The following is a 23,107-nucleotide window of genomic DNA, read 5'->3' as shown; positions in this document are numbered from 1 at the left end:
AAGATGAGCCAGGGGCCGTGTCTCTGGAATCCACCCAGTTGCCCGGCCGGGGTGTACCTACCTGCACCGCCGTGGTCGCCAAGTACGGCGTGCTCACCCTTGGTCGCCAAGGGCTGAGCACGCCGCACGTGCGTGGTGACGGGCTCTCTCAGCCGCGTCCCGACCAGTAGGCCGCCGCGCGCTGCCACGCCGCGCCGCCCACCGCCCGGCCGAGGGCCCGGCCCTGCAGGTCGCCGCCCCGGAAGTGGATGCCGCCGTATCTCCGCGACATCCCGGCCTCGTCGGCGGCGTCACTGAAGGTACGCCAGCGCAGCGTCAGGTCGCCGGCGGGGCTCACCCCCGGCTCCACCTGCGACGACCCCTTGGCGATCAGCGCCTCGCCGCCGAACGCGTCGCCGCCGGTGAAGCGCCGCAGCACCTCGGCCGCCGCCGCGCTGAACGTGCTGTGGCCGGAGACGTACTCGGCGAACGGCGGCGTCGGGAACGTCGGCACCTGATAGGGCACCCACGTCGCCCCGTCGATCACCCGGCCGCCCCAGGTCGCGATCTGCTGCCCCTGGTACAGGAAGCGGACCGCGGTGATCGGGCGTACGGAGTCGAAGACGCGCTTGACCTCCCACGAGGCGATCCCGGCGTCCTGCACCGAGTTGGCCAGCGCGAAGAACATCTTCACGTCCTGGTCCAGGCCATGATGGTCACGCGCCGACACCTGCTGGGCGAACAGGCACCAGTGGCCGGGCGGCGTCTCGCTGTTGGGGCCGTCGGCCCAGTATTCCGCGATCGCCTTCTGGCGGTCGGTCAGCGCGGCGGTGCCCGCCACGATCTCGGCGGCTTGCGCACGGTAGGTGGCCGAGCCGTACGTCGCGGGCGCGGGCACGTGGTCGGCCAGGTCGCGCGCGTGACCACTGAAGGAGGCGACCCCGCCCCAGTGCGGCGCGAGGAACGGCGGCGTGACCACCACGCCCGCCTTGTTGCGGAAGGTGAGCGGCTGCCAGCGGCTCGGGTCGTTGACCGTGGTCAGCGGATCGGCGACCACCATCGGAGCGTTGACCGGCGCGTAGCCGGTGGTGTCGGCGTAGCCGCCGAGCTGGTTGGAGCCGTCAGCATGCCGGTATTCGAGCACGGCCGTGCAGGCGGCCAGGCCGGTTTGAGCCGGCTGGCTGGACTGGTCGGCCGGGTCGTAGCCCAGTTCGGTCATCAACGCGTCGAACACCGCCCGCTGCGCCGGATAGAGGTCAACGGCCGCCTGATGGGCCGCGTAGCTGATCGCCTGAGCCCGGTTCGCATCCGTACGTTCGGCGGCGGGCCGCCGCAGCGAGCCACCCAGCCGGGTGCCGACGGCGACCGGATCGTAGGCGGCCCACGCGTCATAGGCACAGGTGTGCACCGTGGCCAGCGCCCTGGCCACCAGCGGCGGCCCCAGCGTGCCGCCGCGCACCGCCGCCAGCAGCGCCGTGTTCCACCTGACCACCACATTGGGCTGCGCCGTCGCCGCCGGGTGGGCGGGTGTGACCGGTAAGACGAGCGCGGCGGCGGTCACCAAGGTGAGCGCTGCCGCGCGTAAGGACATCAGAACGGGCATGGCAAGTCTCCTCGCGTCGTGGGCCCCCGTGCGCCCGGTACGGAGAGGCTAGGCTTCCATGCTCGAACTCAGTTTCGATCTATCCTGCCGGTAAGAGCTGCCTTTCCCCTAGGGCCAGGCATTCTGATGCGCCTCCTGGTTGCCGGGTCAGGAGGCGCACGTGGCGGCGGCCCGCCCCGTGCGGGTTCAGCGGGCGTATTCCTGGAGGCCCTCAGCCACGTGCGGTGGGTGGGGCCGGCCCATGCTTGCCGTAAAAAGACTTGCCGTAAAAAAAGAAAGGCGCTCAGACAGAAGCCAGCAGGGACGGCAGGAGAGCCAGGTCGGTGAGGTGGGTAGCGGGGGAGAGGCGGGCGGCTGGCACCAGGCCGTTGAGCAGGGCCAGGCAGCGCATGCCCGCCGCCTCCGCCGCCATCACCCCATAAGCGCTGTCCTCCACCACCACACATCGCTCCGCCGGCACCCCGAGCGCACTCGCCGCGAACAGGAACAGGTCGGGCGCTGGCTTCCCCCGCTCCACATCCTCGGCGCTGAAGACGTTCCCGGCGAAGCGTTCCGCCAGTCCCGTGAGCTCCAGGCTGCGGCGGATCTTCGCGTGGCTCCCGTTGGACGCCACGCACACCGGCACGCTCAGCCGGTCCAGCGCCGTCACGATCCCCGGCACGGGAACGAGCTCCGCCGTCAGCGCCGCCTCGTGCGCCGCCGCCAGCCGCGCGCGCCACCCCGCCGGAACGTCGCCGACGGCCCGATCCCACTCCTCGTCACTGCAGCCCACGAACCGGGCGGCGTACTCCGCTTCGTCGATCGACCACCCCAGCTCGCGCAGTGCCGCCGTGCCGACGCGTACCGAGAGGCGCTCGCTGTCCACGAGCACCCCGTCACAGTCGAAGATGACGAGTTCGACCGGCAAACCCAGCTCCCTCCCCCGCGATGTCGCCGGGCGGCGGGGCGCCGCCCGGCGACATGATCAGTAGTCCACCTGGAACATGTAGTTGCGCTTGTCGAGGTCGTGCCCGCGCACGGCCTCGTAGTGGCGGGACAGCCGGTCCATGAGCACCGCGATCGCCAGCGGGGACACCTCGCCGCGCAGCGCCTTCGGGATGCCGGGCAGCGTGAGGTCCGCCGTGTCGATGTGGAAGGTCTTCTTGGTCGCGTACGTGTCGAGGAAGCGCCTGGCCCGTTCGGCCATGGCCCGCGACGGGTCCTCGCCGAGCAGGTTGATCACCGCCACGTCGTCGTTGACCACCTCGAACGCGCCCTGGAAGAACTCGCCCGAGTTGAAGCTCGCCGCGTGCTTCCACTGCATCTCCTGCAGGAAGCACATGGCCAGCCCGTACGCCCAAGCGTAGCTGGGGCCCGAGCCGAGCACGTAGGTGATCGGCTCGTCCTTCAGTGTCTCGGCGATGACCCGCGCCCGCTCCTCACCCTCGTGCGCGGCGGCCACCAGGGCGTCCGGGAGCGCGTCGAGGGCCTGGTCGAGCAGCGCCCAGTCACGTTCCACACCGGACCTGCGCAGCAGGGCATAGGCCGCCAACTGCATGAACAGATCGCTCTTGCCGGTGAAGGCCACGTCGGCCGCCTCGGCCAGCGGGCCGCCCTCCTGAGTCACCACGACCACGGTCGCGCCGGTGCTCCTGGCGTACTGCGCGGCGGCGACGGTCTCCTTGGTCTTGCCGGTGTAGGAGGCCAGGAAAACCAGGGAGCCCTCGCCCATGCGCCGGGGGCGGGCGGTGTTGAGCTCGTCGCTCTGCAGCTTGTAGACGGGCCAGGTGCCTTCGCGTTCCAGCAGGTAGTGGGCCGGGTAGGCGGCGATGAGCGAGCCGCCGGCGCCCACGAAGAACACATTGCGCAGACCCTTGTCGATGGCGTCCGAGACGAGCTGCGCCAACTGGGGGCGCTGGTCGAGCGTCGCGCGGATCTTGTCGGCCAGGTCGGACTCGATCGGTTTGAGCGGCAGCAGGTCGGTCACAGGGGACTCCCTTTGAGAACGTTCTCAGTCGGACGTTGATAACGTTCTCACTCAGACCGAGAATGAGTCAAGAGGTCGCTCGACCGCCCAGCTGATAGCGTCTGCGTATCACTCCGCAAGACGCGAATTCGCATAGTGAGACGTAATGCCGCTTTCCCCCGCAACCAGGACGACGCCCAGCCGGACGAGAGTCGCGGCCGCCAGCCTCATCGGCACGGCCATCGAGTTCTACGATTTCTACATCTACGGCACCGCCGCCGCGCTGGTGCTCAACACCGCGTTCTTCCCCGGGATGGACCCGGTGGCGGGCAGCCTGGCCGCGTTCTCGACGTTCGCGGTGGCGTTCATCTCGCGGCCGCTCGGCTCGGCGGTGTTCGGCCACTGGGGCGACCGGATCGGGCGCAAGTCCATGCTCGTCGTCTCGCTCCTGGTCATGGGCCTGTCCACGGTCGCGATCGGCCTGCTGCCCGGCTACGCGGCCATCGGCGTCGCCGCTCCGGTGCTGCTCGTGCTGCTCCGTTTCACGCAGGGCATCGGACTCGGCGGCGAGTGGGGCGGCGCCGCGCTGCTCGCGACCGAGCACGCGCCGCCGGGCAAGCGCGGGCTGTACGCGATGTTCCCGCAACTCGGTCCGTCGGTCGGGTTCATCGTGGCCAACGGGCTGTTCCTGCTGCTGGGGGAGGTGCTCACCGACGGGCAGTTCGGCGGCTGGGGCTGGCGCCTGCCGTTCGTGGCGAGCCTGCTGCTCGTGCTCATCGGCCTGTACGTGCGCCTGAAGATCGCCGAAACCCCGGTCTTCCAGGCCGCCATGGACCAGCACCGCATCGCCAAGGTGCCGTTCACCGGCCTGATGCGGCGGCAGTGGCGCCGCGTGCTGCTCGGCGCCGGCGCGATGACGATCGCGTATACGCTCTTCTACACCGCGACCACCTACTGCTTGGCGTACGGCACGCAGACGCTGAAGATCCCCAAGACCACGATGCTCGCGCTGACCATGATCGGTGTCGTGTTCATGGCGGCGGGGACGGTGGCGTCGGCGATGGTGTCCGACCGCTTCGGCCGCCGCCGCACGCTGCTCACCGGGACCGCTGCGGCGGTGGTGTGGGGGCTGGTGATGTTCCCGCTGATGGAGACCCGGTCGGTGGTGCTCGTGGGGGTCGCCCTGGCCGGGGCGCTCGGCCTGATGGGGCTGGTGTTCGGGCCGATGGGGGCGTTCCTGCCGGAACTGTTCAGGACGGAATACCGCTACAGCGGCGCCTCGGTCGCCTACAGCCTCGGCGGGGTGCTGGGCGGGGCGGTGCCGCCGCTGGTCGCCACCGGCCTACAGGCGAGCGGCGCCGGTGTGCTGGGCGTCGGGGGGTATGTGTCGGCGATGGCCGTACTGAGCCTGCTCTGCCTGCTCGGCCTGCCCGAAACGGGGGAGCAGACCCTCTAGAGGGTCATTAGCGGGCCTTTCTGTTCGGCGATCAGAGCCGCCAGCGGCCGAACTCGGAGTCGAGGCGGTCGCCGATGCGCCCGGCCTTGGGGTAGAAGGCGGCGTAGAAGTCCTTTCCGCACTCGAGGTCGTCGAGCGCGGCCTTGATCTCCTTGGCGAGGTACTGGTTCGCGGCCGCCTGCGCCAGCTTTGGCTGGTAGACCCTGTTCTCGCTGGCGTCTTCCTCGGCCTGGCCCTGCTTCTTGGCGATGGCGTTCATCTGCGCCGCGAACTCCCGGTAGCCGCGCTCGTTCATGCTCGCCGGGCTGACGGAGTCCACACGGTAGCCCTTGCCCTTGACGCAGTCACCCATGGTCGCGGCCAGCTCGATCAGCTTGGGGTCGCCGTTCAGCTCACGTTCGTAGGCGGCCTTGTAGGCCTTCTCGTACTGCTCGTACTCGTCGTCCATGCTCTTGACGACCTTGCCGGTCACGTCCTTGAGGGCCTTGACGTTGCAGCTGTCGAGGACCTTGCCATAGCTGCGCAACTGGGCCTTCGACAGCGATTCCCTGATCGGGGTGTTGGGGTCGTCGTCGCGGGTGTACGCGGCCTGTTTTCTGAAGGAGCCGGGGTCGGCGACTTGGTAGAAGACATTGAAGCCCTGCTTCGAGCGCACCCGCTTCATGGCCTCGTAGTCGCCATTGGCGGCCTTGTCGTTGTCCGTCTCCGGCTTGGGCTGCGGGACCCAGGCGACGTAACGGAAACCCTTCTGCTTCATGCAGTCGGCGATGACCGACTGAATCCTCTGCGGCTTGTCCGACTTGCCGCTTACGGCCGTCGCCTTGGCAGGCTGCGCCTCAGGGCTGGAGGAGCAGCCGGCGAGCGTGACGACACACAGCATGGTCACGGCAAGAGTTGATCTCTTGAACATGCGGGAGACAATACTCCGTTAAACGAAATATGGTCAACTCGCTTTGGAGTACTCAGTCCAGCCAGATCCGGGCCAGGCGGCGACGCGCACGCGGGTCTTCGGTGAACGCCGTACGGCCGTGCAGCACCACGTCATTGTTGACGAGCAGGAGATCACACGGGCGCAGCGGGAAGCGCAGGACCATGTCCCGGTCGGCGAGGATCCCGTCGAAGGCATCCAGGGCGGCTACGGCGCCGGAGGTCAGCGGCTTCCCGGCGGCTTCCTGGCCGCGTTCGATCCAGTGGCGGTTGTACTGGACGCGAAGCCGCCCCGCGCGCCACTCGAAGACGGGGTAGACACGGTCGAAGTTCGAGACCGTGCCCGCGCCGAAATGGAAGTCCTCGTAGAGCTCGGCCAGCAGGTCGGGCCGCTCTTTCAGCAGCCGGTCGTGTACGGCGTGGCCGCTCACCAGCAGGGATTCCCCGCCATGGACGGCCGCGCGGAGGCAGAGCAGGCCCAGCAGGTGCGGCGGCCCAGGCGGCCCGGCCCGGTCGGTGTGCAAGGCCAGCTCTTGGTCGTCCATGCCTCTGCGCGCGTTCTCGCCGGTGGTCACCAGGCCGGCCTTCTGGGTACGCGGAGTGCCGATGAGCGAGCCGAACGTGTAGCACAGAAGATCGATCTGCTCCTCGGGCCGGCCCGCGATCGGCCATCCCCGGACCACCACCAGACCGGGACCCGCTTCGAGCGCGGCCTTGGCTCTCTCGGCCAGGAGCGTCAGTGCCGGGATGTGGAACTCGGGTCGGGTCCCGGTGAGTGGTTGGTCGATGTGGAGCAGCCAGTCCTGTTCGCGCAGGGTGGAGGGAGTCCACGCAGTGGGGCCGCCTACCGGTGTCGCGTTGGTCCGCATCGTGGTCTCCCGGTGATCGTGCCGCCTGCCTCTACGGCCTACCCGCCCGGGGCGCGGGGTCCACGCGCTCGCCCGCGTCGTTCAGACCGAGCCCAGCTCCTTGCGGTAGCAGCGGGTCAGCGGCTGATCCACATACATCCCGTACGACTCGCCAAGCACATACCCGCTGCTCTCGTACAGAGCTATGGCCTCAGGCTGCCTGACCCCGGTCGCCAAGCGCACCCTCTCGTAGCCCATGCCTCGGGCCAGATCCTCCAAGGCCGCCAAGAGCTGCCTGGCGATCCCCTGCCCACGGAACGCGGGATCCACGTACATCCGCTTGAGCTCCCCCATATCCGGACCCGCCGGCTGGATGGCGCCACACCCGGCGGCGTGCTCCCCGGCGTAGGCGACGAGGTAGCGGGCCTGCGCCTTGACGACGGAACGCCCCTCGGGTCCGTAGCGCTTCACCAGCTCGTCGAAGGCGGCGGCGAGCAGGGCGGCCAGGTCGTCGTCGGCAACGGTCCGTTCCTCGATCTGCATGCGCTCATGCTATGAGCCGTGGCGGGCGCTCACTCGTACTCCGGGAACAGCAGTGCCAGCTCCCGCGGATACGCAGCGATCAGCCGCAGTTCGTCATCCGTGAGCGGTCGGCCGGTCATCGCGTTGCAGAGCTGCACCAGCCGGAAGGCCAGGTCCTCCTCCCGTACGTCCACGCCGAGCCCGTCCATGACGTGCCGGAATCCGGCCTTCCCGCCATACTCGCCGGTCAGCACGACCCGCCCGCCGCGCGCGTGCCAGTCTTCGGGGAACGGCCCGAGCGTCGCCTCGTCGTACAGCTCGTAGTTGCCGTGATCCTTCAGCGCCCCGTCGGCGTGGATGCCCGACTCGTGCGCGAACGCGTTGCGTCCCACCCCCACCTGGTTGTACGGCAGGGGCTGCCCGAGCGCGTAACTCGCCCACAGCCCGAACCTGCGCGCCCATGACAGGTCGATGGCGTCCCCGATCTCCGCCTCCAGTCCGAAGCCGTGCTCGAAGGCGAGGATCGTGGACAGCAGGTCGGCGTTGCCGGAACGCTCGCCGATGCCGTTCACGCAGGTGTTGATCCACGCGTCCTGCCCGGCCTCCAGATCGCCGAGCGCGCCCGAGATGGAGTTGGCCACGGCCAGGCCGAGGTCGTTGTGGCAGTGCGTCTCGACGGGCATCCCGACGGCCGAGGCCAGCTTGGCGAAGCGTTCGCGGATCCGGTCGGGGGTGTCGCCGCCGATCGTGTCGCAGTAGCGGACCCGGTCGGCGCCCGCCTCCTTGGCCGCCAGCGCGAACTCCAGCAAGAACCCGTCATCCGTCCGCGACCCGTCCTCCGCGTTGACGCCCACGGTCAGCGCGCCCGCCGCCTTGGCCGCCCGCACGGCCGCCGTCATCTCGCGCATGATCGCGCCGCGGTCGAGGCGGCCGCGGAACTTGTTCTGGATCATGTAGTCCGATGTGGAGATGGACAGGTTGTAGTGCTTCAGGCCGAGCGGCGCCGCCTTCTCCACGTCCTCCGACACGCCGCGGCACCAGCCCGACAGCCGCAGCTCGCCGAACGCGCCCGCCTCGGCCAGCGCCGTCTGCGCCCGTACGTAGGGCACCTCATGGAACAGGAAGGGGAAACCGATCTCGGACTGAGCCACCCCGAGCTTGGCCAGATAGAAGTTGACCATGGTCTTGCCGAACTTCGACAGGCCGGTGCGCGCGGTCTGCACGCCGTCTCGGTTGGTCACATCAAGGAAGTGAACTTTGGGCATGTCCACACGTTGACATGTTCGCTCAATGTGTATCAATATTGATTTTCATCAATATAGGAGGCTTGGCGTGGAGTGGATCGACGCGGCGACGGCAGCCGAACGGCTCGGCGTGAAGCCCGCCACCCTCTACGCGTATGTGAGCCGGGGCGTGCTCAAGCGACGTCACAGCGAGGACCGGCGCAGCCTGTTCGACGCGGCGGAGATCGAGCAGCTGGCCCGTCGCGGACGGCCACGCAGCCAGCCGCCGGAGCTGGTCATCGAGTCCGGCATCACCGCGCTCGGCCTCGACCGCCCGTACTACCGCGGCCGCGACGCCCTCACCCTGGCCCGAACCGCCGACTTCGAAACGGTGGCCGAGTGGCTGTGGACGGGCGACCCTGACGTCTTCGCCTCGGTCCGGGGAGCGCGGGGGCGGGTGCGCGGTCCGGGGACGTCGGGCGGCGCGGTGGGGGATCGGGTGCGTGATTCCGAGGCGTCGGGCGGCGCGGCGCGGGGTTGGGCGCGTGATCCGGAGACGTCACAGGCCGCAATCGCGGCTCAGCGCAGCCTCCCCGAGGGTCTGCCGCTCCTGGACCGCCTTCAGGTGATCACCACGGTCCTCGGCGCCGCCGACTCCCTCCGCTACCAGCTCGATCCCGCCTCAGTCGCCGCCACCGGCCGTCGCCTCATCTCCGGCCTTGTCGACGCCCTGCCGGCGCTCCACACCCCCGGCGGCGAGTCGATCGCCGAGCGGCTCTGGTCCCATCTGTGCCCGGAGCCCGCGACCCCCGCCCTCCTGGCCGCGCTGCGGGCCGCGCTCGTGCTGCTCGCCGACCACGAGCTGGCCCCCTCCACGCTGGCCGCCCGGGTCGCCGCCTCCGCCCGCGCCGACCCGTACGCCGTGGTGCTGACCGGCCTGGGCGTGCTCGGCGGCCCCCTGCACGGCGGCGCGTCAAACGCGGCCGAACGGCTCCTGGCCGAGGTGCACGAACCCGGCCAGGCCCCGCGCGCGATCGCCGATCGGGTACGCCGGGGCGAGCGCATCCCCGGCTTCGGCCACAGCGTCTACAAGAACGGCGACGCCCGCGGCAGCCTCCTGCTCGACCTGGTGAAGCAGGCCGCGCCGGACCACGAACGCATCGCCGTGGTCCTGGCCGTACTGACTGAAGTCCGTCGGCGCCGCCTGCCCGAGCAGAACGTCGACTTCGCGCTCGCCACCCTCGCCGCAGTCGCCGGGATGGTGCCCGGATCCGGCGAGGCGATCTTCGCGGTGGCCAGAACCGCCGGGTGGCTGGCCCACGCGATGGAGGAATACGCCAAGGGCTCCCTGCTCCGCCTCCGCGCCTCGTACGTCGGCCCGCTGATCAGCTGACAGCCCCCCGCGGACGGGGCCTGTCCGCTGATCAGGTAACGGCCCGCGCATATGGGGCGCGTCCGCTGATCAAGTCCGGTCCGCACGCATGGGGCGCTCCCGTATCGGCCGCAACATGACCCGTACGGGAGCTGATGCAGACCCGGATGGGGCGGCTCGCACCCATGGGCGGGTCCGCCGATCAGGCGCTCCTGTCCACGTAGGCGGCCAATGCCCGCACGCGTTCCGCATGCTCGTCGTGCCCGACGATCACCGGTGGCTCGTTGTACGGCATCGCGTCCGACGAGCGCCTGAGCTTGATGTACTGCCCGCAGGCGTCGATCGCGTACGGCTCCATGTCGTCCTGGAGCGCCCCGATCACCGTGATCCCGTACGTCTCGCCGATCCGCCGGAACAGCGCCACCGCCTCCCGCCGGTGCTCCTTGCCCAGGTTGCGGCCCAGCTCGTCGAGCACCAGGCACAGATGCCCGCCCCCGGACGACGCGATCGCCGCCGCGCACACCAGCTTGACCGCCTTCTCGTCCATGAGCGCGGTGTTGGCCCGCCGGTTGTACGGGACGAAGCCCTGGCCCTCGCCGCGCCGCCACTTGGGCGTGACGCGCCATTGCCAGCGCTGCTCCGGATCCGCGGGCGCCGGTGGCACCGGGAACTCCAGCGTCGCCCCGTACCCTCCGTAGGACGTGTCGAGCTGCTCGAACTCCTCGGCGACCCGCGTGAGCCGGGACTTGATCGCCGCCGTCAGCGCCGCCCGGTGTACGGCCGTCGATCTGGCCGCCTCCTCCGCCCCCTTGTCGGCCGCGGCCAGGTCGCGCTGCCTCGACACGACCTGCGCCTCGATCTGACGCCGCTGGTGCTTCTCGTATTCTTCCTGTCCGCGCAGGTAGGAGGCCAGCGAGCCGCACACCGCCGCGAACGTCGCCTGCTCCCGCGCCGTGCTCCCCCCACGCTCGGACAGCAGGAACCGCAGCTCCTCCGGGATCTCCGCGTCCTCCTCCGGGAACGTGTCGCGCAGCGATTGGTCGAAGTGGCGTTCGGCGACGCGCCACCATTCCTCGGCGGTACGCGATCGCTCGCCCTCGGGCAGCGCCTTGAGCCACTCCCGCGCTCCCTCGGCGGTGCCGCCCCAGTCGGCGGCCAGCGCCTCGACCTTGAGCGCCTCCCGTTCGCCGCTCACTCTCGTCTCGTCCTGGCGCGACCGGGCCCGTTCGCTCTCGTGCCGCTGCCGCCGCCCCTCCAGGCGTTCGATCTCCATGTCCTTCGTGCGGGCCCGGAAGTCGAGCGCGGCGGCCTGCCGCTCGGCCTCCGCGACCGCGGGTGCCAGCTCCTCCAGCGCCGTCGTCAGCTCGCCCAGCCGCGCCCGCCGCCCGGCCAGCTTCGCCTCCAGCTCGGCGAGCCGCACCCCCGCTTGCGCCCCCTCCAGCCGCCGCTGTCCCTCCGCGACACCTTCCTCCCCATCGCGTACGGTCTGCGCCGCCGTCTCCTGGGTGTCCTTGGCCCGGTTGAGCCGGTGCTCGGCGGCCTTGATCCGCGCCTCCCGGCCGGTCGCCTCCCCGTCGAACGCCCCCACCACGCTCACCCCGGCGGCACTCACCAGAACAGAACCGGGCAGCTCAGCCAGGGCCGCGGCGGCCGCGTCGAGCTGGCCGGCGTCGACGATCACGGCGTGCTCGTGCGGCCACCCCCGCAACTCCTCCAGCCCGAGCCCGGCCCCACCACTGCCAGCGTTCGTGACTGCTCCGCCGGTGGCCCCGGCGGCTGTTCCGCCGGCCGCCCCACGGGCTGCCCCACTGGCTGCGCCATCGGCCGCTTGACCAGGGGCCCTTGCGGCTTGATCGGCGGCCCGCGCGGCTGCCTTGGGGGATGGGCGACCAGCGGATCCGGCCTGATCACCATGAGCGTGGGAGTAGTCGCGGGCTTGTTCGGCCACGTCCAGTGCGTCCAGGAGACCCGTCGCCACGACGCCCGCCGCGGCCAGCGCGTTGAGCTGGGCAGCGGCCGGGCCGCCCTCGGCGTCGTCCAGCGCGGCCTGGGCAGAGGCCACCTCGCGATCGGCCACGCCCAACGCCTTCAGCGCCTCGTTCAGCCGAAGCCGCGCCTCCCGCAGCTCCCGCTCGGCCGTGGGCACATCGCGGCCGTCCGAGAACCGGCGTGTCTCCTCCAGCGCCGGGATCAGGCCGCGCAACTCGTCGGCGGAGTTCTCCGCCACGGCCCGGTCGGCGTCGAGCTTGGCGGCCCGCGCCTGCATCGCGGCCAGCTCCTTGCGCGCCTCAGACACCCGCCGGTCGAGCGTGTCGTCCTTCAGCGTGGTGATCTCGGCCTTCACCATGGAGAGCGCCTCGGCCGCCGTCTCGCCCGCGGCCCGGTGCCGTTCGAGCTCGGCGACCAGCAGCTCGTCCTTGGCCGCCGCGTCGTCCAGCTTGCGGGCCTGACGCCCACGCCAGCACCGCAGCGCGTCGGCCAGCCGGATCCGGGCCTGATCGCGCCGGTCGAACGTGGTCAGCAACGCCCTCGACTCCGCCTCGAACTCGGCCAGCCGATCGGCCGCCTGCGCCGCCCGTACGCGTTTGGCGTGCTCGTCCCGGCGAGCCTCGCGCTCCTGCTCGAGCTCGGCGTCGAGGCCGGTCAGGGCCGCGATGGCCTCGAACACGCGCTCCGGCGAGATCTCGTTGAGCGGCTGGGAGAGCAGGTTGGTGGCGACCTTGCTCCGGACCGAGGTCGACAGGAACGACACGCAGCGGATGCGGTCGCCGTAGAGCACCTTGGTCAGGTCGCGGGCCACCACGTCGCGGCGCCCGGCGGACTTGGGCAGCGTCGCCCACATCTCGTCGGCGCGCACCATGCGCTCGGCTTCGGACGCGGCGGAGGCCAGGTGCACGCCGTCGCGCCAGCGGATCTCCAGGTGGGGCGCCTCCTGGTTGACTTTGAGCCACACGGTGACGGCCCCGCCGGACGTGTCGGGCACGGAGAACAACTCACCGTCATCCGGCACGGCCGGCTCCGCGTCCACGCTGATCTGCTCCGGCTCGGTGGCTTGGTCCGTGGTGGGGGTGCCAAGCGCCGGTGCGGCGGTCTCATCTGAGGTGAGGGCGTCGGGAACTGGGCCGGTGGCTCGTAGGGGCAGGTCGAAGGACGCGCCGGGCTGGCCGAAGACGCCGACGATGTAGCCGTGGTCGGCGCTGGCCCACTGGCGGGCGCCCGCGCCACTGGCCAGCTCGGCGTTGAACAGCAGCTCCGACACCGCCTTCGCGCCCGAGGCGAAACGCCACTGCTCATCACCCAGCAGCGCCGTGATCGACGCGATGAACGACGACTTGCCCGCGCCGTTGGAGTCCTTGGGCCCGGCTCCGGCGACGACGATGAGCGTGCCGGGGACGGTCGGCACCGGATGGGTCGAGAGCCGTGAGATGTTGACCGCCTGCATGGCGATCAACACCCGGTCCCCGACGACGTTCTCCACCTGCGACACCTGTGACCCCCGTAGTCCTTCCGTTTCACCGCGCCGCCCCGGTTGGGACTGACGCTTGCTGTCTGTTCGCCACGCCGACCCAGGCGGGGCCGACACTTGCCGCTTGTTCACCGTGCCGCCCGGGCGGGGGCTGCCGCTGTCTGTTCGCCCCCGCCCGGCCGAGGACTGACGCTTGGTACCGGTTCACCGCGCTACCCCGACCGGGGCTGACGCTTGGTGCCTGTCGGGGCCAGATGGCTATCCGGCCTTGGCAGGTCCGGGTGGCTACCCCGCCGATCTCCGCGCGCGTACGGCCGCGGCCAGCGGGCTGTGCGGTCCGGCCGCCAGGATCAGCTCCTCCTGCAACCGTCGCCGCGCTGCCGGGGTGAGCCGGTGAAACTGCGGTCCCGGCGCGTAGCCGCCGGCCTCCTCGCCCGCTTTGACCTGGGTCAGCAGCCCGGCATGTCGCAGCATCCGCAGCGCCGCCTCCAGCTCGCCGATCGGCAGCTGGGTGTGGCGGCGCAGCTCGTCGACGGGAGTGGGATGCGGCGACAGCCAGGTGTCGTCGGGCAGCAACCCCTCCGCCCGCGGGATCGCCACCGAATGCACCAGCACCAGCGTCAACACCGCCCGTTCACTCTCACCAAGCCCCGCCGCCGACCCGGCCGCTGCCGTGGTCGCGGGTGTCGGCTCGGCTCGGTAGGCGTCGTCGTAGCCCGAGGTCCATCGCTCGCGGTGCTGGATCAACGTCCGGCCTCGTCGGGCGAGCATCTCGCCCAGCGTGTGGCGGAGCGCGGGATCGCGAAGCCCGCCGAACCGGGCCTCCGGCACCGGCTCGGCGCCATGCTCCACCGCCATGAACGCCGCCACCAGCTCGGCCCGCCGCCGCTCGTCATAGCCACCCAGCAGCTCATCGAACTCCGCCGCACCACCCTCGACCCGGCCCGCCACTGCCGCCATCGCCGGATCCTGCGCCTGCACCCGCGCCTCGGACGGCTGCTGCGCGATGGGTGGTTCCTGCTCGGCAGGCGGTTGCTGTACGACCAGCGGCCCCTGCGCGGCGGGGGGTTGTTCCGCCGTGGGCGGTTCCTGCAGCCCGTGGGGTTCTTGGGTGGCGGCCGTGGCGGCTGCCACGATGTCGGCGTCCGCGACCACCGTGAGGTCCCGTTGCTCCGGCGTGGGAATGCGCCGGACCAGCTCCTTCAGCTGGGCGTGCGACTCGACCGGCCACAGGGCGCAGCGGGGGCCCAGCGAGACCACGCCGTCGGACATGACGATCCACGCCGAGTCGTGCAGCCGGCGCAGCGCCCCGATGGCCCAGTTGCGCATCAGGTCGTCGGCCCGGCCGATCAGCGCCCGGTAGGTGTCGAGGATCAGCTCGGCCGGCGCCGGAGTGCCCGGCCATGGGTCGACGGAAAGGTCGCTCCAGCAGCACTTGAGCGTCGCCGCCAGCACCCGCCGGGTCTCGCCCGAACGTTCGACCGGGACCGGGGGCACCTGGTATTCGTCGAGCAGCGACGGGGTGGCCGCGTCGGGCCACACCGGCAGGGCCTGACCGGTGGAGTCGGGGCGCGTGAGCCGTAGCATCCCGGGAGGCGCGGCGACACCGGCCCCCAGCCGCAGCGGCCCGCCCGACCGCGCCCGCACGTGAGCGACCGCGTCGTCCCCCAGTGCGCGCCGTGAACCGGCGCCTCCCGAAGTGCGGCCTCCACCGGACCTTGCCGAAGTGCGGCCCGCAGCGGAGCTCTCCGATGTGCGACCGGCGGTGGCGCCTTCCGAAGGCCCATCTGCACCGGTGCCCTCCGAAGAGCCGCCCCCGCCGACGCCCGTCGAAGTGCCGTCCCCGCCGGCGTCCGCCGAAGAGCGTTCCGCAGCGGGGCCCCCAGAAAAGCCGCGCGTGCTGGCGGGCTCCGAGGAGGGAAGGTCCGGGCCGGCGGCTTCTGACGAGAGTTGGGCCATCAGGTGCGCTCCAGGTAGCCGTGGGACAGCCAGGCCGGTTCGCCTCCTGGCGAGATCGTCAGGTCGTCGGCCCACACGAGCCGATAAGGCAGCTCAGGCCGCAGATCGACCGTCGTCAGGTCGGCCAGCAGACGACGGGCCGAGGGCCAGTCGGACCGGAGTATGTCGGCCAGTGCCACCCGCGACGACGCCCCCAGCAGCGACTCCGCCACCTCGGTCAGCCGCTCGATCGCCGCGTTGGGCGTGGAGTCGAGCGAGCCTTCGGGGCCCGTGTCGGCGAGGGTGGAGCGCGGGGGAGTGGGCTGGGCCGGAGCCGGCCGGGGTGCCTCGTCGACCGCGCGGGCGATCGCCGCCGGGTCGTGCCAGGGCGCCGGCGCGTCGAACACGAAGCCGTCGAGCACCGCCGCGAGCCGCTCGCGCGAGGCGGTCTGCGAGAACGTGCGCCACGTCTCGGTGGGCAGCAGCGTCAGGTTGCGGGTCGTGCCCGCCGAGTCGGCCAGGCGGCCCGCCGCCCGCCGGGAGGCGTCGCTGTAGGCGTAGATGGCCGCCCGCAGGTCGGTGCAGACCCGGTCGAGCGCGGGCCAGCGGGTCAGGATCGTGCCGTGCAGGCCCTGCGCCCGGCGCGCGATCTCCTCGGTGCCCCACAGCTTGGGCGCCTGCTCACGCAGCTCCTCGATCGTGCCCATGGTGAGCGTGATCAGCTCCAGCGCCCACAGCCGGAACGCCCTGGCCAGGTTGGCGGCGCTCTGCCTGGCCTCCTCCATCGTGGTGCGCGGGTCGGCGACGTTGAGGTCTTCGAGCGCGAGCAGCCGGTGCATCTCCGACTGGCCGCCGTCGTCCATCATCCGCCTGATGAACATCAGCCCGACCACGCTGGTGAACGACGCCCGATAGCGCAGCTGGTTGGGCTTGGGGAACACCTCGCGGATCGCGCCCAACCCCTTGAGCACGCGCAGCCGGTTGTCGAACTGGTCGCCGGGGTAGGCGCGGCAGGCGAAGCGCATCTGCTCGTGCGTCAGCCACTCCTCGCCCGCCTCCGCGAACGCCGCGAACAGCGTCTCGGCGATGTCGACCAGGGCCGGGTCGTCGACGACCGCGCCGCTGTCGCGGGCCAGCGCCGCGAACATCCGGCGATAGGTCGACAGCACCGCCTCCTCCGAGAGGGCGGCGTCGAGGGTCAAGGGCTGTTCGGACACGGGCACTAAGGTACGGCTTCGCACCGACAATCTCGGCCCGACCGCACGGGCTTACCTGCGAGTAGTGCTCGATCTGACGTACTTACCTGCGAGAAGTGCCCGACGTCGCGTGCTTACCTGCGAGTAGTCACGCCGCACGCTAGGGTGATCCAGGGTAATACGGGGGCAAACGTTCAGTAATCGTACGTACGGGGTGAGTGACGCCTTGCGTATCCGCGAACTTCGCGGAGACCGTGCCACTGCTGTGATCGCCGGTGCGGTGGCCGTGATCCTGGTCGCCTTGGCGGCCGTCTTCGGCGTGGGCGTCTCCAGCGCCACGCCCAAGCTGGCCGACGTCGGCGCCTGGCTCTGGACCAAGGCCCGGGGCAAGATCGTGCACGTCAACGGCTTGTCCGGCGAGGTCGACGGCTACCTCGGCAAGAAGTCGGCCCAGCGGCTGCGCGTCGTCCAGGACGGCTCGAACGTCCTGCTCGTCGACGACGGCAGCGGCTACGTCAGCCGGATCGAGCCCGGCCAGCTCAGCGTCGCGCAGACCCGTAACTTCGGCACGGCCGGCCTGCAACTCGTCGTCTCGGGCGCCGTCGGCTACGCGGTGGACCCGGAGGGCAAGGTCCAGCAGATCGACCCCGCCACACTCAACTCGGTCGGCGCGCCGCTGTCGCTGCCGGGCCCGCTCGGCCCGGCCCGCATCGACGGTGGCGGGCGGCTCTGGGTGCCGGTGACGGCCAAGGGCGAGGTCGTACCGGTGACCAAGGGTGTCGCCGCGAGCGCCGTCAAGGTCGGCGAGCCGGGCGAGGAGCTGGCCGTCACGATCGCGGGCGGCCTGCCGGTGATCGTCAACACCCGCGCCGCGACCGCCACGATCGTCGGCGCGGACGGCGGCGTGGGCGAGATCACGCTGCCCAAGGAGGTCGCCCAGGCGGCCAAGGGCGGCGTGCTGGCGCCGGCCTCGACCGAGGGCTCGCTGGTGCCGCTGCTCACGCCCGGCGACTCCGGGCTCCTCGTGGTCGTCGACACGGAGTCGAATTCGGTGCTCAACACCAAGTTCGCGGTGAAGGACCCGGCCGCGCTCGGCGTGCCGCAGGTGCTCGGCTCGAAGGTGTACGTCCCGGACCGCAGCACGGGCGGCCTGATCGTGTGGGACAGCGCGGCGGGCGGTCAGCCCACCAAGCTCCAGGTGGCCCAGGGACCCGGCCCGGTCGACGTGTTCGTCAAGGACGGCCTGCTCTGGGCGAACGACGAGAACGGCGACAAGGCCGTCGTCGTCGACACCGAAGGCCGCAAGCACGACGTCGACAAGGACGACTCGGACGTACCGGGACCCACCAACACCCCCAAGCCCAAGCAGACGCCACGGCCCGAGCCGACGAACACCGACCCCAGGCCCGACCCGACCAGAACGGACGAACCGCGGCCGACCCAGACGGACGCCCCGGAGCCGTCGCACAAGCCCAGCAGAACCCCGACGCCGACACCGACGCCGACGCCCTCCTCGGCCACCCGCAGCCCTACTCCCACCCCCACGCCCACGCCCAGCGCGCCCACCAAACCGGGCGCCGTCAGCGCCAAGTCGGGCCCCGGCCACGTCAGCGTGAACTTCAGCCCGTCCAGCGGCGGCAAGGTCGACCGCTACACGCTGAAGGTGTCCGGCGGCGACGGCAGGACCACGCCGCAGTCGGTGGACGCCGACGGGCCGTTCCAGTTCGAGTTCTCCGGGGGGAGCTGCGGCGCCGAGTACACCTTCACGGTCGTCGCCCACTGGTCGGGCGGCCAGGTGGAGTCGGAGCCCAGCGCCGGGGTCAAGCCCTGCGTGGCCCCCGGCAAACCGGCCAACTTCGCCGCCAAGCCCAAGAACCGCGGCGCCGAGCTGACCTGGGACGCCCCGGAGAGCGGCGGCGAAGGCATCACGTACGTGCTCTCCGGCGCGGTGAACAACGACAGCGTCAAGGGCACGTCGTTCACCGCCGAAGGGCTCAAGAACAACCAGAAGCACGAGTTCAAGCTCAAGGCCAAGAACGACGCGGGGGAGAGCCAGGACGCCGCCACGGCGGACGTGGACCTGGCCTATCCAAAACAGCAGTACCAGAACGCCAGCAACGACGAGACCAACACGCTCATCCGGCCGGGCCCGTCCGCCAATGGCGAGGCCGGAAGGATCCCACAGGGCCAGTACATCACGCTGACAGTGATCTGCCAGGCCAAGGGCTCGCCCTACACCGACAAGTCCACCGGCAAGTCCAGCGATATCTGGAACCGGATCGAGTCGTCGGCGGGCAACGGCTACCTCAACGACACGCTGGTGGCCACACCGGACGGGGGCGGCTTCCCGGAGGCTCCGCTCTTCGAATGCACCGACTGAGATAGGGGACCTCAGTTGTACAACGAGCAGACGCAGCAACCGCAGCAGCTTGCGGCACAGTTCGCCCAGCGCTTCCAGATGCTGGCCCAGAACATCGAGCGCATCATCCGCGGCAAGCACGAAGCCATCGAGCTGGCCCTGATCTGCCTGTTCTCCGAAGGACACCTGCTGATCGAGGACGTGCCGGGCACCGGCAAGACCACGCTCGCCAGGTCCATCGCCGCCAGTGTCGACGCCGAGTGGCGGCGCATCCAGTTCACGCCCGACCTGCTGCCCAGCGACATCACCGGCGTGTCCATCTTCAACCAGGCGCACCAGAAGTTCGAGTTCCACCAGGGGCCGGTGTTCGCCAACATCGTGCTCGCCGACGAGATCAACCGCGCCTCCCCGAAGACCCAGTCCGCGCTGCTGGAGGTCATGGAGGAGCGCCGGGTCACGGTCGACGCCGAGCCGCACCCCGTACCCAGGCCGTTCCTGGTGGTCGCCACGCAGAACCCCGTCGACATGGACGGCACGTACCCGCTGCCGGAGGCGCAGCTCGACCGGTTCCTCATGCGGATCTCCGTCGGCTACCCCGACCACGTGTCGGAGGTCGAGGTGCTCAAGGGCATGCCCACCGGGCCGCAGGTCGAGCGGCTGCCCGTGGTGGCCCGTGCGGCGGACGTGGCCGGGATGATCGAGTTCGCCACCCGCATCCACGTCGCCGACCCCGTCTACGACTACATCGTCGCCCTGTGCGGCGCCACGCGCACCAACCCGCACCTGCGGCTCGGCGCCTCCCCGCGCGGCAGCCTCGCGCTGCTGCGGGCCGCCCGCGTCAAGGCCGCCGCCGCCGGCCGCCACTACGTCGTGCCGGAGGACGTCAAGGCCCTGGCCGTCCCGGTCATCGCGCACCGGCTGATCCTCACCCCGGAGGCCGAACTACGCGAGGTCACCGCGGCGCACGTGCTCGGCGAGCTCCTCGCCGGGATGCCGGTGCCGCAGGCGGCCTAAGGTGCTGACACCGCTGGGCTGGGGGACGCTCGCCGGTTGCGTGATCCTGTACGCGGCCGGGCTCGCGCTCGGCTACCCGGAGCCCGTCGTGCTGGCCACCGGCGGGGTGCTCGCGCTGGCCGCCGCCCTCGTCTGGACCGCCCCCAGACCGAGGCTGGAGGTACACCGCGAGGTCACTCCGCTCAAGGTGCCGCGCGGGGACGCGGCCGTCGCGGTCCTTCACGTACGCAATCTCGGCCGCCGGGGCCTGTCAGGCCTGCGCGCGCAGGACCGGATCGGTACGGCCGAGCACACGGTGGACCTGCCCCGCCTGCCCAGAAACGCCGCCAGGACGGTGTCGTACCCGCTGCCCACCGGCGTGCGCGGTGAGATCCCCGTCGGCCCGCTCCTGCTCGTCCGCGCCGACCCGTTCGGCCTGACCCGCAGGATCAGGCGGTACGGCGAGACGGCCACGCTCCTGGTCCGCCCCCGCACGGTCGCGCTGCCGGTGCCCCCGTCGGGCAAGGCCCACCACCTGGAGGGCCCCACCAGCGACAACGCCCCCAGCGGCACGGTCACCTTCCACACCCTGCGCGAGTACGTCGTCGGCGACGACCTGCGCCACGTCCACTGGAAGTCCAGCGCGCGCACCGGCACGCTCATGGTGCGCCAGCTCATCGACGCCAGCCTGCCCACCACGACGGTCGTGCTCGACACCCGCGACCTCACCGAACTGGCCGTGGACGCCGCCGCCTCGGCCGCCGTCGCCGCCGCCCGGTCCGGCTTCCCCGTGCGGGTGCTCACGGGCGACGGTCCGCTCGCCGACACCAAGACCGACCCCGAGCTGCTGCTGGACCGCCTCGCCCTGGTTGGGTCCGGTACGTCCGGCGTCGGCGAGGCGGTGCGGCTGGCCCGCGGCGGCTCGCTGGTCGTCATCACCGGCGACCCCGCCGAGGCCGCCCGAGCGGCGGGGGCGCGACGGCGGTTCGACCGCATCATCTGCGTATATGTCGGGACAGGTCCGCTCAGTGCGCCCGGCGTGACGGTCGTCCCCATCGCGGACCTGGCCGCGCTGCCGCCGGCCTGGGGCAGGCGATGAACCGCCGCCGGACCGAACCGAGCGGCGGCCCCCGGCCGGAGCCAGGCCCTCCTCCGATGCCCGCACCTCCGCACAGCGGCGGTCCACCGGTCGCCGAGACCAGGCGTGCGGGCGGGCCGGTGTGGCGGTGGTCAGGGGGATTGGCGCTGGTGGCGGCCGTCACCGGCGTCGGTGGGTGGGGGTTCCATCGCGTCTTCCCCGGGACCGAGTTGCTCCTGGCCGTCGTGCCCGCCGCGACCGTCCCCGCCCTGGTGGCCGCGCTCTGCCGGCGGCGGCCCCTGTGGCTGGCGCTGGTGCTCGACCTGGTCCTGTGGTTCGCCGGGACCGTGCCGCTGTACAAGGGCATCGCGCCCGGCCTGTTCGGCGACCTGGCCGACTCGTGGCGGGCGCTGCTCACCACGCTCCTGCCCGCCCAGCCGGAGCCGCGGCTGCTGATCCTCGTGCACACGCTCGTCTGGGCCGCCGCCGTGGTCGGCGCCGAGACGCTGACGCGCACCAGGACCCGGGTGGCCGCCGCGGTGCCCGGACTCGTGGTATGCGGGGTGGCGCTGCTGTTCGGGGTGGACGGTGAGGGATCGAACCTGCCCGTCGCCGCCGCCCTCGTGGTGCTCATCGCGGCCCTGGCCCTGCTCCGGGACGACCGGCCGGCGCTGTGGCTGCTGGCGGGCATCCCGGCCGCTGCCGCGCTGGCCGCCGTCGCCCTGGTCGCCGGGCCGCTGCTGCCCATCGCCGCCGAGCCGTACAACCCGCGCGACGACGCCGAACTCCCGCCCCCGGTACGCGTCGACAGCGTCAGCCCGCTCGACCGCGTGTCCGCCTGGCTGCAGATCCCCGACCGGGACCTGTTCACCGTCAAGGCGGCCAAGCCACTCAACTGGCGGCTGGCCGTACTCGACCGCTATGACGGCGTCCGCTGGACCTCCGGCGCCCGCTTCCAGCCGACGGGCGGCCGGGTGCCCGCGGGGGACTGGACGGGCAAGGCGCAGACCGTACGCCAGACGATCACGTTCAGCGGCCTGCCCGGCACCTGGCTGCCCGGCGCCGAACGTCCCGTCGAGGTCGACGGCGTGCGCGGCCTGGCCGTCGATCCCGGGAGCGGGGCGCTGCTGGCCGCGAGCCGCCCGGCCAAGGGATTCACGTACGAGGTGACCTCGCGGGTGGCGGAGCCCTCGAAGGCCGACCTGCTCGCGGCCACGCCGGTCGACGATCCGGCGCTGACCGCGTTCCCGGCCGGGCCTCAGGAAGAGCTGTTCCGCAAGCTCGCCCAGCAGGCCACCAAGGGCGCGGACGTGCCGATCAAGCAGGCGTACCGGCTGCAGAGCTACCTGCGCACCAGCGCCACCTACGACGTCACCGCGCCGCCGGGGCATTCGCTCAAGGGCCTGGAGTTCTTCCTGGAGACCACGCACAGGGGGACCTCGGAGCAGTTCGCGTCGACGTTCGCGCTGATGGCCAGGACGCTCGGGCTGCCGTCGAGGGTCGTGGTGGGGTTCCGGCCGGGGCAGGCGTCCGACGGGATTTACCACGTTAAATCCGGCCACGTCATGGCGTGGGCGGAGATCAAGTTCGACAAGCTCGGCTGGCGGCCGTTCTACCCCACGCCCGGCCGAGGCGGCGCGAAGGACGACCATGACGTGGTGTCCTCCGCGCTCAAGGAGAGCGAGGAACTGGAGGGCGAGTTCACCCAGGGCACGGTGAACAAGCCGAAGGCCGATCAGAAGCCCACTGCGGGTGGCGGTCGCAAGCCCTCGGCCGGGCCGCCGCTGTGGGTGATCGTCCCGGCGGTGGGGGCGGGGATCCTGGTGGTGTACGCGGGTGCGGCGATGGCGCTGCCATGGTGGCGCAGGCGGGCCCGCAGGAACGTGACGGGCGCGGAGCGGCGAGTGCTCGGCGCCTGGTCGCAGACCTGCGACGACCTCGGCCTGAAGGGGGAGCAGGCACTGACCGCCGAGGACGTGGTGGCCCGGCACCCAGCCGACATATCCACCCATCTACGACCACTCGCCGATATTTCCAACTTCGTCCGCTACGCTCCCGACGCTGTCGCCCACGACGCCGCCGACGCGGCCTGGCGCCACAGCGACGCCGTCCGCCAGGCCGTACGCGCCAGAACGCCGCTCAAGACCCGCCTCCGCAAGCGACTGCTCCTACGTTGACCCTCCGGAAACCCTGAGGTCACCT

General features: G+C 71.4%; 17 protein-coding genes. 7 read left to right on the top strand and 10 right to left on the bottom strand.

Annotated elements, in window-relative coordinates; all coding sequences use genetic code 11:
- The first annotated feature begins 17 nt into the window (after positions 1-17).
- Positions 18-170 (top strand): hypothetical protein, encoded by a 153-nt coding sequence (locus AB0B61_RS26050; protein WP_358436640.1) that lies wholly within the window; start codon positions 18-20, stop codon positions 168-170.
- Here AB0B61_RS26050 and AB0B61_RS26045 read toward each other — a convergent pair.
- The 3 genes from AB0B61_RS26045 to AB0B61_RS26035 form a co-directional block, all read right to left on the bottom strand.
- Positions 149-1,582, bottom strand: coding sequence for a vanadium-dependent haloperoxidase (locus AB0B61_RS26045; protein ID WP_358436637.1), 1,434 nt, complete (start codon positions 1,580-1,582; stop codon positions 149-151). The two genes, AB0B61_RS26050 and AB0B61_RS26045, sit on opposite strands and share 22 nt — an antisense overlap.
- Before the next feature lie 283 nt (positions 1,583-1,865).
- Positions 1,866-2,489 carry an HAD family hydrolase gene (locus AB0B61_RS26040; protein ID WP_358436634.1) on the bottom strand — a complete coding sequence of 208 codons (624 nt, stop codon included), beginning with the start codon at positions 2,487-2,489 and terminating at the stop codon, positions 1,866-1,868.
- A gap of 57 nt (positions 2,490-2,546) precedes the next feature.
- Positions 2,547-3,548: an SIS domain-containing protein gene (locus AB0B61_RS26035; protein WP_358436631.1), complete on the bottom strand. Its 1,002-nt coding sequence runs from the start codon at positions 3,546-3,548 to the stop codon at positions 2,547-2,549.
- Between the two features lie 145 nt (positions 3,549-3,693).
- Here AB0B61_RS26035 and AB0B61_RS26030 point away from each other — a divergent pair, with 145 nt between their 5' ends.
- Entirely contained in the window at positions 3,694-4,983 is a 1,290-nt protein-coding gene (locus AB0B61_RS26030) for an MFS transporter (protein WP_358436628.1), read from the top strand.
- Positions 4,984-5,014: 31 nt separating this feature from the next.
- Here the strand turns inward: AB0B61_RS26030 and AB0B61_RS26025 are convergent, their stop codons facing one another.
- The 4 genes from AB0B61_RS26025 to AB0B61_RS26010 form a co-directional block, all read right to left on the bottom strand.
- Positions 5,015-5,893: a hypothetical protein gene (locus tag AB0B61_RS26025; RefSeq protein WP_358436625.1), complete on the bottom strand. Its 879-nt coding sequence runs from the start codon at positions 5,891-5,893 to the stop codon at positions 5,015-5,017.
- 52 nt (positions 5,894-5,945) lie between these two features.
- Positions 5,946-6,779, bottom strand: a complete 834-nt coding sequence (locus AB0B61_RS26020; RefSeq protein WP_358436622.1) for a TauD/TfdA family dioxygenase — start codon at positions 6,777-6,779, stop codon at positions 5,946-5,948.
- Positions 6,780-6,860: 81 nt separating this feature from the next.
- Positions 6,861-7,301: a GNAT family N-acetyltransferase gene (locus tag AB0B61_RS26015; RefSeq protein WP_358436619.1), complete on the bottom strand. Its 441-nt coding sequence runs from the start codon at positions 7,299-7,301 to the stop codon at positions 6,861-6,863.
- Positions 7,302-7,330: 29 nt separating this feature from the next.
- Positions 7,331-8,545: a hypothetical protein gene (locus tag AB0B61_RS26010; RefSeq protein ID WP_358436616.1), complete on the bottom strand. Its 1,215-nt coding sequence runs from the start codon at positions 8,543-8,545 to the stop codon at positions 7,331-7,333.
- A 67-nt stretch (positions 8,546-8,612) separates the two neighbouring features.
- On the opposite strand from AB0B61_RS26010, the gene AB0B61_RS26005 reads away from it, so the two are divergent.
- On the top strand, positions 8,613-9,896 hold the full coding sequence (locus AB0B61_RS26005; RefSeq protein ID WP_358436613.1) for a citrate synthase: 1,284 nt from the start codon (positions 8,613-8,615) through the stop codon (positions 9,894-9,896).
- 181 nt (positions 9,897-10,077) lie between these two features.
- Here AB0B61_RS26005 and AB0B61_RS26000 read toward each other — a convergent pair whose 3' ends face one another.
- The 3 genes from AB0B61_RS26000 to AB0B61_RS25990 all read right to left on the bottom strand — a co-directional run bounded on the left by AB0B61_RS26000 (position 10,078) and on the right by AB0B61_RS25990 (position 16,496).
- The gene (locus AB0B61_RS26000; protein ID WP_358436610.1) at positions 10,078-13,353 is read right to left on the bottom strand and encodes a chromosome partitioning protein ParA; all 3,276 of its coding nucleotides are present in this window, start codon (positions 13,351-13,353) and stop codon (positions 10,078-10,080) included.
- Positions 13,354-13,626: 273 nt separating this feature from the next.
- Entirely contained in the window at positions 13,627-14,988 is a 1,362-nt protein-coding gene (locus AB0B61_RS25995; RefSeq protein WP_358436607.1) for a hypothetical protein, read from the bottom strand.
- A 311-nt stretch (positions 14,989-15,299) separates the two neighbouring features.
- Positions 15,300-16,496, bottom strand: coding sequence for a hypothetical protein (locus AB0B61_RS25990; RefSeq protein ID WP_358436604.1), 1,197 nt, complete (start codon positions 16,494-16,496; stop codon positions 15,300-15,302).
- Between the two features lie 244 nt (positions 16,497-16,740).
- On the opposite strand from AB0B61_RS25990, the gene AB0B61_RS25985 reads away from it, so the two are divergent.
- The 4 genes from AB0B61_RS25985 to AB0B61_RS25970 are packed head-to-tail and all read left to right on the top strand — an operon-like array spanning position 16,741 to position 23,082.
- Entirely contained in the window at positions 16,741-18,855 is a 2,115-nt protein-coding gene (locus tag AB0B61_RS25985) for a hypothetical protein (RefSeq protein WP_358436601.1), read from the top strand.
- 15 nt (positions 18,856-18,870) lie between these two features.
- Complete coding sequence (locus AB0B61_RS25980; RefSeq protein WP_358436598.1) at positions 18,871-19,848, top strand: MoxR family ATPase; 978 nt, start codon at positions 18,871-18,873, stop codon at positions 19,846-19,848.
- 1 nt (position 19,849) lies between these two features.
- Complete coding sequence (locus AB0B61_RS25975; RefSeq protein ID WP_358436595.1) at positions 19,850-20,926, top strand: DUF58 domain-containing protein; 1,077 nt, start codon at positions 19,850-19,852, stop codon at positions 20,924-20,926.
- Positions 20,927-20,982: 56 nt separating this feature from the next.
- Complete coding sequence (locus tag AB0B61_RS25970) at positions 20,983-23,082, top strand: DUF3488 and transglutaminase-like domain-containing protein (protein WP_358436592.1); 2,100 nt, start codon at positions 20,983-20,985, stop codon at positions 23,080-23,082.
- Positions 23,083-23,107 lie beyond the last annotated feature (25 nt).

This window comes from Nonomuraea sp. NPDC049158, assembly GCF_040648335.1.
In the GTDB taxonomy this organism is placed as follows: Bacteria; Actinomycetota; Actinomycetes; order Streptosporangiales; family Streptosporangiaceae; genus Nonomuraea.
The sequence above is the reverse complement of the archived record's forward strand: the minus strand, read 5'-3'. Positions and strand labels throughout refer to the sequence as shown.